Annotated in this window: 28 protein-coding genes; 26 read left to right on the top strand and 2 right to left on the bottom strand. The window is 66.6% G+C overall.

Annotation, left to right across the window (positions count from 1 at the left end; genetic code table 11):
* Positions 1 to 14 precede the first annotated feature (14 nt).
* Positions 15 to 1160 carry a site-specific integrase gene (locus ASF35_RS02030; RefSeq protein ID WP_055962084.1) on the top strand — a complete coding sequence of 382 codons (1146 nt, stop codon included), beginning with the start codon at positions 15 to 17 and terminating at the stop codon, positions 1158 to 1160.
* Here the strand turns inward: ASF35_RS02030 and ASF35_RS02025 are convergent.
* Positions 1157 to 1582 (bottom strand): hypothetical protein, encoded by a 426-nt coding sequence (locus tag ASF35_RS02025; protein ID WP_055962081.1) that lies wholly within the window; start codon positions 1580 to 1582, stop codon positions 1157 to 1159. The two genes, ASF35_RS02030 and ASF35_RS02025, sit on opposite strands and share 4 nt — an antisense overlap.
* Positions 1583 to 1608: 26 nt before the next feature.
* Positions 1609 to 2073 (bottom strand): helix-turn-helix domain-containing protein, encoded by a 465-nt coding sequence (locus ASF35_RS02020; protein WP_162239295.1) that lies wholly within the window; start codon positions 2071 to 2073, stop codon positions 1609 to 1611.
* Positions 2074 to 2295: 222 nt separating this feature from the next.
* Here ASF35_RS02020 and ASF35_RS02015 point away from each other — a divergent pair, with 222 nt between their 5' ends.
* The 25 genes from ASF35_RS02015 (at position 2296) to ASF35_RS17560 (ending at position 13880) form a co-directional block, all read left to right on the top strand.
* Positions 2296 to 2532, top strand: coding sequence for a hypothetical protein (locus tag ASF35_RS02015; RefSeq protein WP_156367930.1), 237 nt, complete (start codon positions 2296 to 2298; stop codon positions 2530 to 2532).
* Positions 2529 to 2762 carry a helix-turn-helix domain-containing protein gene (locus ASF35_RS02010; protein WP_055962071.1) on the top strand — a complete coding sequence of 78 codons (234 nt, stop codon included), beginning with the start codon at positions 2529 to 2531 and terminating at the stop codon, positions 2760 to 2762. The genes ASF35_RS02015 and ASF35_RS02010 overlap by 4 nt, the downstream gene beginning before the upstream one ends.
* Complete coding sequence (locus ASF35_RS17570; RefSeq protein ID WP_082495327.1) at positions 2759 to 3178, top strand: HNH endonuclease signature motif containing protein; 420 nt, start codon at positions 2759 to 2761, stop codon at positions 3176 to 3178. The genes ASF35_RS02010 and ASF35_RS17570 overlap by 4 nt, the downstream gene beginning before the upstream one ends.
* Complete coding sequence (locus ASF35_RS02005; protein WP_055962068.1) at positions 3175 to 3639, top strand: hypothetical protein; 465 nt, start codon at positions 3175 to 3177, stop codon at positions 3637 to 3639. Before ASF35_RS17570 ends, ASF35_RS02005 begins: the two co-directional genes overlap by 4 nt.
* Positions 3640 to 3891: 252 nt before the next feature.
* Positions 3892 to 4137, top strand: a complete 246-nt coding sequence (locus ASF35_RS02000; protein ID WP_055962065.1) for a hypothetical protein — start codon at positions 3892 to 3894, stop codon at positions 4135 to 4137.
* The gene (locus ASF35_RS01995) at positions 4134 to 4400 is read left to right on the top strand and encodes a hypothetical protein (protein ID WP_055962063.1); all 267 of its coding nucleotides are present in this window, start codon (positions 4134 to 4136) and stop codon (positions 4398 to 4400) included. Before ASF35_RS02000 ends, ASF35_RS01995 begins: the two co-directional genes overlap by 4 nt.
* The gene (locus ASF35_RS01990; protein ID WP_055962060.1) at positions 4397 to 4873 is read left to right on the top strand and encodes a hypothetical protein; all 477 of its coding nucleotides are present in this window, start codon (positions 4397 to 4399) and stop codon (positions 4871 to 4873) included. Before ASF35_RS01995 ends, ASF35_RS01990 begins: the two co-directional genes overlap by 4 nt.
* Positions 4870 to 5043 carry a hypothetical protein gene (locus ASF35_RS17910; protein WP_156367929.1) on the top strand — a complete coding sequence of 58 codons (174 nt, stop codon included), beginning with the start codon at positions 4870 to 4872 and terminating at the stop codon, positions 5041 to 5043. The genes ASF35_RS01990 and ASF35_RS17910 overlap by 4 nt, the downstream gene beginning before the upstream one ends.
* Before the next feature lie 101 nt (positions 5044 to 5144).
* Positions 5145 to 5447 carry a hypothetical protein gene (locus ASF35_RS01985; protein WP_156367928.1) on the top strand — a complete coding sequence of 101 codons (303 nt, stop codon included), beginning with the start codon at positions 5145 to 5147 and terminating at the stop codon, positions 5445 to 5447.
* Positions 5444 to 5608 (top strand): hypothetical protein, encoded by a 165-nt coding sequence (locus ASF35_RS17905; RefSeq protein ID WP_156367927.1) that lies wholly within the window; start codon positions 5444 to 5446, stop codon positions 5606 to 5608. Before ASF35_RS01985 ends, ASF35_RS17905 begins: the two co-directional genes overlap by 4 nt.
* Positions 5605 to 5997: a DUF3307 domain-containing protein gene (locus ASF35_RS01980; RefSeq protein ID WP_055962055.1), complete on the top strand. Its 393-nt coding sequence runs from the start codon at positions 5605 to 5607 to the stop codon at positions 5995 to 5997. The genes ASF35_RS17905 and ASF35_RS01980 overlap by 4 nt, the downstream gene beginning before the upstream one ends.
* 402 nt (positions 5998 to 6399) lie before the next feature.
* On the top strand, positions 6400 to 6684 hold the full coding sequence (locus ASF35_RS01965) for a hypothetical protein (protein ID WP_156367926.1): 285 nt from the start codon (positions 6400 to 6402) through the stop codon (positions 6682 to 6684).
* Complete coding sequence (locus tag ASF35_RS01960; protein ID WP_156367925.1) at positions 6681 to 7058, top strand: hypothetical protein; 378 nt, start codon at positions 6681 to 6683, stop codon at positions 7056 to 7058. The genes ASF35_RS01965 and ASF35_RS01960 overlap by 4 nt, the downstream gene beginning before the upstream one ends.
* Positions 7055 to 7897: a lambda exonuclease family protein gene (locus ASF35_RS01955; RefSeq protein ID WP_055962040.1), complete on the top strand. Its 843-nt coding sequence runs from the start codon at positions 7055 to 7057 to the stop codon at positions 7895 to 7897. Before ASF35_RS01960 ends, ASF35_RS01955 begins: the two co-directional genes overlap by 4 nt.
* Positions 7894 to 8463 carry a hypothetical protein gene (locus ASF35_RS01950; RefSeq protein WP_055962037.1) on the top strand — a complete coding sequence of 190 codons (570 nt, stop codon included), beginning with the start codon at positions 7894 to 7896 and terminating at the stop codon, positions 8461 to 8463. The genes ASF35_RS01955 and ASF35_RS01950 overlap by 4 nt, the downstream gene beginning before the upstream one ends.
* Positions 8460 to 8807: a hypothetical protein gene (locus tag ASF35_RS01945; RefSeq protein WP_156367924.1), complete on the top strand. Its 348-nt coding sequence runs from the start codon at positions 8460 to 8462 to the stop codon at positions 8805 to 8807. Before ASF35_RS01950 ends, ASF35_RS01945 begins: the two co-directional genes overlap by 4 nt.
* A 148-nt stretch (positions 8808 to 8955) precedes the next feature.
* Entirely contained in the window at positions 8956 to 9195 is a 240-nt protein-coding gene (locus ASF35_RS01940; RefSeq protein WP_055962030.1) for a hypothetical protein, read from the top strand.
* A gap of 106 nt (positions 9196 to 9301) precedes the next feature.
* A complete protein-coding gene (locus tag ASF35_RS01935) occupies positions 9302 to 9733 on the top strand; it encodes a single-stranded DNA-binding protein (RefSeq protein WP_055962027.1) in 432 nt (143 codons plus the stop codon).
* Between the two features lie 185 nt (positions 9734 to 9918).
* Complete coding sequence (locus tag ASF35_RS01925; protein WP_055962020.1) at positions 9919 to 10755, top strand: hypothetical protein; 837 nt, start codon at positions 9919 to 9921, stop codon at positions 10753 to 10755.
* Positions 10756 to 10784: 29 nt separating this feature from the next.
* On the top strand, positions 10785 to 11210 hold the full coding sequence (locus ASF35_RS01920) for a hypothetical protein (RefSeq protein WP_156367923.1): 426 nt from the start codon (positions 10785 to 10787) through the stop codon (positions 11208 to 11210).
* 47 nt (positions 11211 to 11257) lie between these two features.
* Positions 11258 to 11557 (top strand): hypothetical protein, encoded by a 300-nt coding sequence (locus ASF35_RS01915; RefSeq protein ID WP_055962014.1) that lies wholly within the window; start codon positions 11258 to 11260, stop codon positions 11555 to 11557.
* 199 nt (positions 11558 to 11756) lie between these two features.
* On the top strand, positions 11757 to 12197 hold the full coding sequence (locus tag ASF35_RS01905) for a hypothetical protein (RefSeq protein ID WP_055962008.1): 441 nt from the start codon (positions 11757 to 11759) through the stop codon (positions 12195 to 12197).
* Positions 12194 to 12430 (top strand): hypothetical protein, encoded by a 237-nt coding sequence (locus ASF35_RS01900; RefSeq protein ID WP_055962006.1) that lies wholly within the window; start codon positions 12194 to 12196, stop codon positions 12428 to 12430. Before ASF35_RS01905 ends, ASF35_RS01900 begins: the two co-directional genes overlap by 4 nt.
* On the top strand, positions 12427 to 12963 hold the full coding sequence (locus ASF35_RS17565; protein WP_082495325.1) for an HNH endonuclease signature motif containing protein: 537 nt from the start codon (positions 12427 to 12429) through the stop codon (positions 12961 to 12963). Before ASF35_RS01900 ends, ASF35_RS17565 begins: the two co-directional genes overlap by 4 nt.
* Positions 12964 to 13106: 143 nt before the next feature.
* Positions 13107 to 13880, top strand: coding sequence for a hypothetical protein (locus ASF35_RS17560; protein WP_156367922.1), 774 nt, complete (start codon positions 13107 to 13109; stop codon positions 13878 to 13880).
* Positions 13881 to 13912 lie beyond the last annotated feature (32 nt).

Here is a 13912-nt window from a genome sequence, read left to right as displayed (position 1 = left end):
CCTAGGTTCGGAGCATGAGGACCCCGAAGCGGGTCGACACCGCCAAGGGAGTGCGCTGGGTCGTCCGCTACCGCGACGCCGGCAACCGCCAGACCTCCCAACGGTTCGAAGAGCAGGCCGAGGCCAGCAAGTTCTGCATCGACCTCGACGCCTATGGTCCGGCTCGAGCCGAGCAGCTGCTCTATGCCCGGCTGATGCCGTCGGCGTCCGACGTGCCCACCCTTGATGCCTGGATTGAGCAGTACATCTCGACGCGCTCCAAGGCATCCCCCGGAACGCGAGCCAAGTACCGCACGAACTGGGCGAGATCCTTCGGGCCCGAGATCGGCTCACTGCCCATCGATCAGGTGACGGGCGACGACGTGGCCCGCGTCGTCATCAAGCTCTCAGAGGTCGACGAACTCTCGGATAAGACCGTGGCGAACTTTCATGGCGTCCTGGCCGGCGCCATGAAGATCGCGCACGGCCGCGGCATGATCCCGATCAACCCGTGCCTTGAGGTCGCCCTGCCCGAGAGAACGTCGCACACGGAGACAGAGCCCCGCTTCCTGACCGAGGAGGAGTACGAAGAACTGCGGTCGGTCTTCCATCCGTTCTTCCTCGGCCTTCTCGACACTACGGCCGGCACGGGCATTAGGTGGTCGGAGGCCGCGGCGTTGACCCCGCGCGACGTGAACTTCAAGACGCAACGGCTCCACATCACAAAGGCCGTGAAATGGCACCCGACCGCCAGTCAGCGAGTCGTGGGCCCACCGAAGACCAAGCAGTCGCGTCGGACCATCACTCTCCCGGACCCGATCGTGGCCGGACTCGCCGAGCAGGTCCACGGCAAGGACAAGGACGACCTCTTGTTCACGATGCCGCAGGGCGGGCCGCTGTGGCATCGCACGTTCTGGTCCCGCTACTGGGTCGCCGCGTTTGAGCGATCCAGCCTTCCGACGCCAAGACCCCGTTGGCATGATCTGCGCCATTCGCACGCGTCGTGGCTCATCAGCCGCAACGTCCCACTGACGGTCATTCAGCGCCGGCTCGGTCACTCCTCCATCAAGGTCACCTCCGACCTCTATGGCCACCTCCTGCCCGACGTCCAAGTCGCCGAGGCCGCCGCCGCCGCCCAGGTCTTCCTCGGCATCAGGGCGCTGGCCGCGATCGAGACCTAAAGGTCGGCGTCGTCCTCAAGGTGGGCGAGCCGTTGACGGAGGTACGCCGCCTCTGCCGGATGCAGGTGCTCCATGCGGACGCGCACCAGGTCGACGTCCACCCAGAGTTCCTGCGCCACAATCCGTGCGTCCTGAGACCACGCCAGCGCCTCACCGAGCTTCCGCACATCGATGAGGTCCCGTGCCGCAGCGAGCTCGCACGCCAGCTCTTCGCGCTCAAGCTCGGCCTCGGTGAACCAACCGCGCACGTGATGCTCGAGCTCGTGCCGAAGCGTGCTGCGGCGATCTGCCTGCGTCATACCGCGACGCAGGCTGATCGTCTGCGTGTCGAAGTCGTAGTACCCGGCATCCCCACCGTCGTGCCACTCCAGAGTGATCTCTGGCGAGCGCCGAAGCCGGCGCCAGGGGTGAGGGATGTGCACTCCCTAGAGGCTAGGCGCGGCCTCCGTCACTTCTTTGGTGGGTCGTCCGACTCTCGAGATCGAGCAGCCCTCTTCTTGCCGCCGGCTCGCTCGCGCTCCGCGCGACGACGGGCGACCTCGTCCTCTTTCTTCTCAGCTGGCGTTGCCACATGCCCAAGCCTCTTTCCCTCAGGGTCGGCCATCGACTTCACGATTGCGATGAGCGACTGTCGTTGTTTGGGTGTGAGCAACAGCAAGTCGTCCTCGATGGTCGCGAGGGGGAAGTCGCCGTAGTCGGCATGGCCCGTCCCGATCAGCTTCCACACCACGTCGGTGTCGCCCTCGCTTAGGACGGCGGCAACCTTGCGGACGGAGCCGGCATCGGGACGTCCGACACCGTGGTACATCCGACTCACGGTTGCCTTCGAGACTCCGGCCTCGCGAGCAAGGGAGGACTGATTCAGCCCTTTGCCTGCCAGCACCTTGTCCCATTCGGACTGCGTATCACTCACGGGGCACACTCTCCGGCTAGTCGTCGCGCCATGTCCAGCGACGGGTTAGACGCCCCGTCTACGAACTCCAGCGATGTAATCCTGCCATGGCGCTGATTTTCTAGGCAGATTCGCCTTGACGAGTGAGACGGTCCCGTCTAATGTGTTTCGGGTATTGCGAAACGTCAGTCGCACCGTCTAGATTGGACTCAGCACATGAAACCCAGCCCGTGGAGGTTCCAGATGGAACTGATCGACCGCCAGCTGCTGATCCGCTACATGGATTTCCGCGGCTTCAGCTGCGCCTCTCTAGCCCTGCGCGTTGGCTGCTCGAAGGCGACCATTGGTCACCTCCGTAGTGGCTACACCTCGGGAGTGCGGAGCAAGAAGTGGTCCGACGCCATCGAGCGCGAGCTCAACGTTCCGCCGGGCTCTCTCTTTGAGGTCAAGGCGTTTCGGGTTTCGGAGAACGCGTCATGACTCAGTGGCTCACGACCAGACAGGTCGCCGACGCGATCCAGCGCAGCGAGGAGTACGTCACCCGCCAGTGCGTGGCCGGCCACATCAAGGCCCGCAAGCTCGGCAATGGGTGGCGCATCAAGCCCGAGTGGTTGGACGAGTTCATGGAACCCGGGGGAGAGGCGCCTGCCGCTCAGCCGCGGACGCTCACGGCCAAGCAGCGCCGTGGCGTGGCGAGGCGGTCGGCATGACCGAGGCACTTCCCGCGCGCTTCTGGAGCAAGGTCAACAAGACCGAGACCTGCTGGATCTGGACCGGCAACACCAGCCCCGACGGATACGGCAGATTCCTCGGCCACTCGGAGTTCGGCACATCACTGCCTCATCGCATCTCTTGGCAGGCTGCGAAGGGTCCGGTCCCTGATGGACTTGAGCTTGACCACTTGTGCCAGGTCCGCAAGTGCGTGAATCCCGATCACCTCGAGGCCGTCACTCACGCCGAGAACATCCGACGCGCCGTGGAGCGTCGCACTCACTGCCCCAAGGGTCATCCACGGGCTGACAACTGGGTCTCGGACTACGCGGGCGGCCACCGCTGCCTCGCGTGTCGGCGCGCAGCCAATGCTGCCTACATGCGCCGTCGTCGCGCGAAGGAGGTCGCAGCATGACCGCCCCCATCGGCACCACGCTCCCCGGCCGCTGCACCACCTGCGGCATGGACCCACGTCCCGAGGTTCAGGGACACCGACTCCCGTGCACGCCGACGGGTCACATGGCCGACCTCCTGCTCGCCCGTCAGCGCATGGATGGGCGGGCAGGAGCTCGGACGGCGACGGAGCAGGCGACCCCGGATCGGGAGTGGCAGACGTTCCTCACCGCGGTCCGTGCTGATGCTGCTGCGAACGCCGGCCTGGTGTCGCAGAACCGCATCCGTGAGTCGATCGGTCACCGCTGGACGACGACGAATGCCAAGCGTCGCTATTCGCAGATGTGGGCGCGCGCTCGTCGTGAGGGCCTGCTGGTCGAGACGGATGTGACGGAGCGGTCCACGGATCACGTGGGCGGAAACGGGCATCGAATCGTGCCGGTTCTCAGGCTCGCCGAGCAGGTCGGGAGGGCGGCGGCATGAGTCGCACAGACCACCAGCGCCCCGCCAAGCATCCCGAGCACGCGGACTCAGCGCCCCGCCACCAGCCACGGCCCGTTGCACGTCGCGAGCGCACCCGCCTGCAGGCCGTCCTGGCCGCGATCAGGCAGATGTCCACCTAACCCTCCGCGCTCCCCAGGGATGAGCACGGAAGCACCACCCAACCCAACAGCAAAGCCGCCCGGGCATCTGACAACGCGGACGGCTTCGCAACTACAACAACTAGGAGTCTAGATGAACCTCTCATCAGCACTGCGAACCCTGGCCGACCACGTGGCCGAAGCGGAGGCGGCGGGCATCACCGTCCGCATGGCTTCCATGAGCGTCCACCTGGAAGACGACACCCTGGGTGTCGAGTTCGCCGAGCGCGTCGGCATCGATCGGTTCCGAGCGAGCGGTCCGACGCAGTGGGTCGACGGCACCATCGCCGGCGTGGGGCTGACGGTCTTCTGCGAGGACCGGCCGGCGGTGAAGTCATGACCTTCGACTTCGCCACCATCCGCGACCTGACCGACGTCCAGGCTCACCGTCGGGAGATGCAGCAGGCCGAGTCCGACCTCCGTGCCGAGCTGGCTGCCAAGTCCGAAGCGGCCCACCCGTCTCGTGTCGCCCTCCGCAACGAGGTCGCTGCCGAGAACCTGCGCCGTCTCCACATCCTCGCTGGCCCGTCTCCTGCTGAGCGTGTCGCCGAGTTCGATGCGCGCGTGATCGACCTGGACTCGAAGCGGGGTGAGCGGGCATGAAGGAGCCGATCAAGCCGGAGGACATCCGCGAGGGTGACCTGATCCGCTGGGAGTCCGAGGATGAGCCCGACCGAGCCAACGAGTACCGGGCCAAGGGTCCGGTGATCAAGGTGCCGGGTCGCCACTACCTCCTCGACCGCCCCACCCCCGCCGTGGACCTGCCGACCGACGAGGCCCTGGGGTGGGCCACAGTGCGCGCACCGCACTGGACCTCCGACACGGTGCTACTTCGCCACTGGGAGGTCGAAGGAAGTCATCTGAGGTGTGCCGTCGCGCCCATGTACCTGGTGGACCACATCACCGCCTTCACCCCCGCCGTCGCGGTCCCGAAGGCCGCGCTGGACGAGTTGCGTACCGGTTGGGCCGAGGCTTATCGGATCGGGGAGAACCTTGACGATCTCTTCGACAACCTCACCGCCGCCGTCCGCGCCTTCCTCGCCGCAGTCGACGCCGCCAACGGTGATCCCCGATGAACCCCCCCATCTACGACGCCCTCTGGCTCGACGCGTTCATCGGCGACAACTCCCACGTCCTCATCGACGCAGCGACCACCATCTGCCGCGATGACGTCGAGCTGAACACGTCGGCGTTCGAGGCAGCGTCGGTCGGTTGGTGGCCGGTTGGCCTGGAGGTGGCGGCATGAGTGCCCGGAGATTGCGGGACGCTGCGACGCTACTCCGCAGCCGCGCTCTCGCCAGGCGTGAGTTCGACAAGGCGTTCGGCCCTCGCATGATCGCCGCGGGCATGCCCGTCACTGACACGCAACTCGACTCAGAGGCGTTCGGAGTCATGTGGACGCCCGACGTGGCCGTCGCGATCGCTCAGTTGCTCGAGTGGTGGGCCACGGGCTTCGGCGAGGGCGAAGAGATGGACGACTCCATCATCGACGACCACGCTCTTGCGATCGCCGATGCCGTCCTCGTTAGCGCCCCGAACTTTCGGGCGTCTTGGTGGGTCAATCCGGCCCCGCGCTCTACCTGCGACGTCGAGATGGAAGACGGCGACCCCTGCCTGCTTCCCGAGGATCACGAGGGGGCGCACTCATGACCGACACCACCTTCTACGTCGCCCTCGACGCCGACAACGAGCCGACCGTCTTCCGCATGACCGACGACCTCCCCAAGGCCGTCCTGCGCCGATGCGACCTGACCGCGCACAACGCCGACGCGTGGGACGTGCTGACCGGGCATCTGGAGGTGTTCGCATGAGTCCCGAACAGGCCCTCGGCATCTTCCTGGCCCACCTCGTCGGCGACTATCTCATCCAGTCGCACTGGATGGCGATCAAGAAGACGACGGCATGGTGGCCCGCACTGGCCCACGGCGCGACGTACACGCTGCCCTACGCCCTCGTCACGCAGTCCCTCGCGGCACTGCTCGTCATCGGCGGCACGCACGCTGTCATCGACCGCTACCGGCTCGCCCGCTACATCGTCTGGGCGAAGAACCAACTCGCCCCCGCCGCGTTCCGAGCAGAGAAGTCATCGCCCACCGGCTATCCGGCATCGACGCCCGACTGGCTCGCGGTGTGGCTGCTGTTCATCGCGGACAACACGCTGCATCTCCTGATCAACACGGCGGCGGTGATCTGGCTGTGATGACCCGTCGCCCGTCACCCCTCGCCGTCACCTACGCCCTGGCCGCACTCCTCGCCGCAGCCACACTCACCCTCCCCGGCGCACGGACCACGCTCGCCGCGGGTTGGCACGTGATCGACCCATCCAGGCTCCCCGGCGAATGGCACGGGGCAGTCTTCCTCGCCGTCACCGTCCTCGTGCTCGGTGTCGTGCTTCGACGCAGGTACTACGTGGCGGGGTGGTGGAGATGAGCCAGCTCGCCCTGTTCGCAACCCGCTGGCATGGCGCATTCGTCGCCAGCCTGCCGGGAGCGCCATGCCACCTCTGCGGCAGACGCATCAAGGCCGGCGAGCGCGTCTTCTACGCCGACCGCTGCCTCGACGACGAGTGGCGGACGTGCGCTGAGTGTCGGGAGGCGAGCGCATGACCCACGCCGACGAGTACCGCGCAGCCCTCCACAAGGACCCCGCCACCAACCGCGACGACAGACCCGACCCCGCCGACTACGCAGGCAGCGCGGACGGACCCAGCGACGCCGTCTACAGCGCCACCGAGGCAGCAGCAGAGACGGTGCGGTGGGGCGACCCGATCTGCCCCGAATGCCGAGAGATCGAGCTCCGGTACTGGGACGTCATCTGCGGTCGCTGCCAGGACGAGCACCTCGAGGACGAAGCGCACGAACGCGGCAAGGACGGGTGGGCGTCATGAGCACCCGACTCCACTTCATCGTCCCCCGCGACCTGATCCTCAACGCCAACCAGCGAATGCACTGGGCGCCCAAGAGCAAGCGAACCGCAGCACTGCGACTCATGGGCCGCACCGAGGCGCGGGACAAGCGCCTGGGAGCCACGCGCGCCGTCCTCGGCATCAACCTCGGCTACCCCGACAAGAGGCAGCGAGACGCCGAGAACTACGCACCCACCGTGAAAGCGCTTGTCGATGGGGCAGTGACCGACTCCGGCCTGCTTCCCGCGGACCACGACCTCCACATCGTCGCCCGCAACTGGACCTCCGACGTCGCCGGCATCAAGGGCTGCTTCGTCATCGACCTGACCTTCGAACCCGTCCGGGAGGACGCATGACACTCACCATCCACCGCGAGATGCTCCAGGGCAGCGACGAGTGGAGAGCCGCCAGACGCGGCCTCCTGACCGCCAGCACCATCGCCAGCGTCCTCACGACCAAGCCGCCCGCCCCGCTCGACTACGCCTGCCCTCAGTGCAACGCCGAACCGGGCGAGGACTGCATCAGCCTCGCTCGGAAGACGCCCGCACCGATCAAGAAGCCGCACGATCCCCGTGCGAACCTCGCAGCCGAGAACCCGGACGGACTCCCGGACCGGATCACCCTGGCTGACAGCACCACGATCCGCGCCGTTGCCCTCAAGCTCGCCACCGAGCGGGCTACGTCCTGGGAAGACCCGGACCTCTACGGCTTCGACATCGACCGCGGCCACCAGGTCGAGCCCATCGCTCGAGCCTGGTACGCGGACGACAGGAAGGTGGCCGTCGAGCAGGTCGGCCTCATGGTCCTCGACCTCGACGGCGCCCGACTCGGCTACAGCCCCGATGGTCTCGTGGGCGACGACGGCTGCATCGAGATCAAGGGGCCTCGCGGGAAGCGGCACCTACTGACCCACATCGAGGGTGCGATCCCCGCCGACCACATGCCCCAGGTCCAGACCGGCATGTTCGTCGCCGGCCGCTCCTGGTGCGACTTCATCTCGTACCTGGGTGGAGAGCCGCCGTTCGTCATCCGAGTCCACGCCGACCCCGCATGGTTCGGCGCAATCGAGTCAGCCGTTCACGCCGTCGAGGCCAAGACGTTCGAGTTCGTCAACGCCTACCGAGCCGCGACCAACGGACTCGCACCTACCGCCACCCTGCCCGACCCCTACGACGTGGAGTTGAAGCTCGCATGAGAGTCACGATCGAGAAGAAGACCGACCAGTTGAACTTCGAGGACTTCCTCGGCGGCGTCACCCGAACCGTGACCATCGTCGAGGTCCGCAAGGGCACGAAGGAACAGCAGTACGACATCGCGATCGAGGGTGACCGGCGAGTCTGGCGCCCCTCGGTCACCGTGCTCAAGTTGCTCGTCGAGGCATGGGGCGACGACGCGACCCAGTGGGTCGGACGACGAGCCACCCTCTACGGCGACCCGACCGTCATGTTCGGCCCCGATCGCGTTGGAGGCATCAGGGTCAGCCACGTCTCCCACATCGACAAGCCGGTGACCGCGAACCTCACGAAGACCCGAGGCAAGCGGATGGCGCACACGGTTCAGCCGCTCATGGAGGCTGCGCCGGCACCCACCGAGCCCACCGCCGAGCAGGTCGCAGCGTGCACGGACCCTGCAACCCTTCGCGCCTGGTGGAAGACGTCCGGCCCTGACCGTCGAGCCCAGATCGAGGCTCGAGGCGCCGAGCTCGAGAAGCCCGCCGATGAGCCCGAGCAGGGACTCAACTTCCCCGAGGGCGGTGCGTGATGCGGGAGGCAGTAGAAGCCTGGTCGAAGGCCGATGAGTTCGCAGGCATCTTCATGACCGACGGGCGGCCGAGAGCGGTCATGTCAAAGCCGCCCCGGATGCAGGCCAGCAAGGCATTTATCCGCGAGGTGCAGGACCTGCTCGACGCGTCCACTTCCACAGAAGAGGTGGCGGACTGGATCGTCAACAAGATGGAGGACTACGGCGCCCATCTCGCGGAGCCGATGTTCGACATGAACGGCAACGGCCCGGCCTGTTCGTTCTGCAAGACGCTCTGGCCTCTCTGTGGACACCAGCACGTGTCGCAGCGCCTCAAGGAGCTTGAGAGCGAGGCCGACCAGTGACCCACCACATCACCCGCAACCCGACCGCCGTCTCCGTCGCTGGCCTCGGACGCCGCCACATCGCCAGGTGCACGTGCGGCGAGTCCTGGCGACGCGAGCGGTCAGACGACCTCGACGAAGACCTCCGCAAGCACAGGGAGGCCACGTCATGAAGACACGCGTCGCCTGCATCCGATGCCACGAGGTCAAGCACCACCAGTCCCGCGGCCTCTGCAAGAAGTGCTTCCGCGAGATGCGCGACACCGACCAGCTGCACCTCTACCCGCCCATGAAGTGGGGCGAGAAGCAGGCCGTTCTCGTCGAGGTCGCCGAGGAATCGCCGATGGAGTACCCGGGCCGCTGGGTGCGTCGTGGGCTCGTCTACTACGCCGAGGAGGTGGCGTCGTGAGTGCTGAGCGCGCGCACCCAAGGCGCCTGTGGATGACGCCCAGTGGCGTCCGACGCCCATGTTCCGATCGAACCATCAGCACGACCAACCCCAACCAGGAGTCCGCATGACCCTCCCCAGCATCACCGCCACCGGACGACTCGGAGCCGACCCCGAACTCAAGTTCACGCAGTCCGGCAAGGCCGTCGCCAACTTCCGCATCGCGTGCGACAAGCGCAAGAACGAGAACGGCGAGTGGAAGACCCTCAGCACCGTCTGGCTGTCCGTCAGCCTCTGGGAGAACGACGCTGAGGCAGCGGCCGAGCACCTCGCGAAGGGCGACCTCGTGACCGTCGTCGGACAGCTGAACGTCCGCGAATACGACCGCAAGGACGGCACCAAGGGGCAGTCCATCGAGATCGACTACGGGCGCGTCTCCAAGGCGCTCCCCAGGTCCGGCGGGGGCAACGCCCAGCGTCCGGCCCAGACGGCCGCCAGCAACCCGTGGGACACCCAGGGAGGTGCGCCGACATGGGGAGAGGAGAAGCCGCCGTTCTGAGGGCCACGGTCACCCGACTGAACGCCGGGATCGGCGTCGGGTTCTGGGCAGAGGCAGACGCCAACGCTCAGGCCCGCGCCGAGCAGGCCCGCACAGGGCGGCCCCACTTCATCGTCAGCAAGAAGACACAGCACGACACCCACCTCATCTGGTGGGTCCGAGAAGCGAGAGAGGAGGTGGCCTGAGTGCGAATCAGATCCATCAAGCCGGAGTTCTGGACCAGTGAAGACGTCGCCGCTCTCACCTGGCCGACCCGCCTGCTGTTCATCGGCCTCTGGTCCTACGTCGATGACAACGGCGTCGGACGGGACAACCCGAAGCTGATCAAGGCCGACCTGTTCCCGCTCGAGGACGACCCTCGCGAGACCCTCGCGACAGTCTCGCGAGGGTTGCAGGAACTTTCCGAAGGCGGCCAGATCACTCGCTACACCGTCGCGAGGAAGGACTTCCTCTGCATCAACGCGTGGTCGAGCCATCAGCGGATCGACAAGCCGAACAAGGCGCGCTACCCCGACCTGACCTGCGAGAACGTCGTGATTCGCGAGACTCTCGCGACATCCTCGCGAGAGTCTCGCGAGATCCCCGCGCCTGGAGCAGGGGAACAGGGGAACAGGGGAACAGAGGAGCAGGGGAAAACACACACGACGACTGACGTCGTCGCCGCTCCCGCCAAGGCGGTCGCTGTGCGCGAGATGTCGACGGAGGGTTTCTCCGAATTCTGGGACGCCTACGGCAAAAAGGTCGGACGAGGGGCAGCTGAGAAGGCGTTCGCCAAGGCAGTCAGGAAGGTCAGCCCTGACCGGATCATCTCCGCCGCGCACGATCACGCCGCATGGCATCAGCGGAACAGGACCGAGGAACGGTTCATCCCGCACCCGACCACCTGGCTCAACGAGGAGCGGTGGCAGGACGAGCGCAGCGAGAGAACGCAGGCGCCGATCAGCAGACAGCAGGCCGAGACCGACGCCGTGTTCGACGCCGCCATGCAGCGCGCGATCGAGCGAGAGAGGAACGCAGGATGACCCCGACCGAGACCGTGAAGCTCTGCCGGATGGTCAAGGCCATCTGCCCAGCCCAGGCGATCGACGAGTACACGCCCGACACGTGGCACGACCTTCTGGGCGACCTGGACCTTGGTGTCGCACTCGCGGCCATCAAGGAACTCGGTCAGACGCATCGCTTCATCGCGCCGGCCGACATCCAGGCCGAGGTCGCTCGTCGTCGACGGGAGCTGCTCGCGAACACGACGACGGCCGCCGAGCCCGAGTGGCTGGCCGCACTTGAGGGCGACCAGCACACGGTCGCCTACCTCCAGTGGCGACGAGAGCGCCAGGACCGAATCCTGCGCGGCGAGCCGGAGCCGACCGAGCCTCCCCGACGCATCGTCAAGCGCGACCTGACCGAGCTCGAGGCAGAGGTCAAGAAGATCGCCCGCGACAAGGGCGCCAAGCGCGACGACCTAGGTGAATCGGCATGACTCGCCACGCAACCACCCCCAGCCCCGGCAACAGGAAGGCATGACTGATGAGCACGACGACTGACATCCCCCGCAATGCGAGGCACCTCCTCGCCGATCTTCACACCTACGCCGTGCCCGTCAGCCCCAAGATGCTGCTGGAGACGCTGTGCGTCGCCGAGTTCGCTTTGCGGGAGCTCGAGCGCAACAGGCCGGGCTACAACGCCGGCGGGTCGATCGAGTCGCACCTCACTCGCGTTCGGCACCTGATGGACGAGTGCCAGCGCAAGCGCCCGACCGGTCGGGGTGGCAAGCACGACAGCCTGCACACCGATGAGTGCGGTTGCACGTCGGAGCGTTCCCGATGACCGCCCGCGAGGACCGTGGCGTGCAGGTCGAGGCGCGGACGCTGTCGGGGGTGCGGTTCACGGCATGCACTGCCTGCGGATGTCACGACCACGGCTCGGAAGTGTGCGGAGCCGAAGCCGACAACGGGCTCATCGCAGTCACGTGTACCTGCTTTGGGCCGCCCACCGAGCTCGTCACCCTGACCGATGGGGGTGCGGAGTGAGCGCGGACGACAACGCCCCCGAGCAGGCGCGGGAGGTGGAGGTGGTGGCGCGGGTAGCGATCCTGCATCTCGTCGTGCGCGACCTGCCGAGCATCGAGTGCCGGTGCGGCGAACGCGGGATGACGGGCACTGAGTGGGCACAGCACATCGCCGAGCAGGTCACCGCCGCCCTGGCTCCGATCCGCGCTGCTGAGCGGCAGGAGGCGGCACGGGAGGTCACGGAGGCTTGGTGCGACTGGCTCGCGGCCATCTGCTTCGGGATCGACTTCTCGACCGCACTCCCGCCGCCATGCAGCGCAACAGACCTAGCCGAAGCGATGCACCGCGAGGACCCATCGGAGTCCGTCGACATCTGGGCCTTGTGCGTGGAAGACAACACCGGCCAGCGGTTCGGCCCCGCCCGCGCTGACGGTGTGACCGGGCGGAGAGGGACGTGAGCGCCTACAGGTACGTCCCGGACCCCGAGCCGCTGATCGAGACGGCACCCGGCGTCTACGAACAGGCGCGCTACCGAATCGCCCACCTCGGCGAGGCCAAGCCGGGCGACACCGTCTGGATCTCCGAACGCCAGGACGACGGCACGTGGGGACCGGCTCGCGCCGTCACCGTCGTCGACGACACCCCCACCATCCCGGCCGGCACCACCGACCACGAGCAGGAGACGACATGAGTGAGCAGGTCGACGCGATGGCACCTGGCGGCGTCATGCCATCGCTTTCAGAGAGCGATCAGCGACGCTTCTGGCAGAAGGTCAGAAAGACTCAGACTTGCTGGCTTTGGACGGCCCAGGTCTCCAATCAAGGATATGGATCGTTCTATGTCCGATTGCCGAAGGGTTGGAGAATTCGGAGAGCTCACAGGGTCGCGTGGTGGCTGTTGCGAGGCCCAGTGCCAGGCGAGCTGGTACTTGACCACATATGCCGGGTGCGCCGATGTGTGAATCCCGACCACCTCGAAGTGGTCACTCCTTCCACCAACACCCTGCGCGGCATTGGGCCAACGGCGATCAACGCCCGGAAGACCCATTGCAAGCGCGGTCATGAATTTACTCCCGAGAACATCATCCCCCAAAACGGCGGGCGATACCGCGCTTGTCGTCAGTGCGCGCGGGAAGCGACCTGCCCGATCTGCGGAAGGCAGATCGGCTCCTGGAATATGCCGCGCCACAAGCGGACGCACCTCAAGAAGGAGGGCTCGAAGTGAGTGACAACCTGAACTGCCGATGGACCGGCACTGAGACGCCACGAGCGATCAAGCACCGACACGAGGATGACTGCGACGACGAGCGGTGCAAGGGCTGCCTTCGGTGCCCGCGCTACCACTGCGTCGTCTGTGGCATCGAGCACGTGGACGAGCAGACCTGCCCCGGGTGCGTGGGAGAGACCCGGGAAGACCTGACCGAGGTCGTCGCACTGCACGCCGCGCTGCCGGCGCACGCTGTCGACGGCGGGCGCGCGGGGAAGCTCGAAGCAGCCAGACCGATCCCAGGTGGCGAGGCGACCGTCATGTACGGACCAGGCGCACCAAGAGGTGAGATCGGCAAGGGCGAGCACCGGACCACAGAGCAGGTGCTGGTCGGCTGGGAGGACGACTGGCGCTCGATGTACGGCGCACCCACCGACGACCTGGCATCCATGCTCGGCGCTGCGGTCTTCCTGCTCGACCGGCTCACGTCCGCGGCCCAGACCCATCCCGCGTTCGATGCGTTCGCCAGTGAGATCCGCGAGCACCGGAGTCACCTCGAGGACGTACTGCACGACGGGGAGCGCGTGGACACGGGCGCACCGTGCGACGCCTGTCACCAGCCGTTCGAACGCGTGTGGGCGAAGGACGAGGTCAACGATCGGTGGTGGTGTGATCGGTGCAAGATCTCACTCAAGGTCGGCCAGTACGTCGAGCACGTGTCACGCCAGGCTCGCAAGCACAAGGACTGGCTGACGGCTCGGGACATGAACCTGGAGCACGACATCCCGATCGGCACACTCCACGGCTGGGCGAGCAAGGGCACGGTCGCCAAGCGCAAGGACGTCAACGTGGGGCGGATGGTCTACTGCGTGGCCGACGCCAAGACCGAGCGCGATCGGGCGACACGCGAGAAGGAGTCTGACGAGGTCGCTTGACATCAAGATTCTTTTGCCGGAAGATTCTTGAC

It is taken from the genome of Aeromicrobium sp. Leaf291 (assembly GCF_001423365.1).
Classification (GTDB): Bacteria; Actinomycetota; Actinomycetes; order Propionibacteriales; family Nocardioidaceae; genus Aeromicrobium.
Note: the sequence above shows the minus strand (reverse complement) of the source record. Positions and strands in the feature narration are given on the sequence as shown.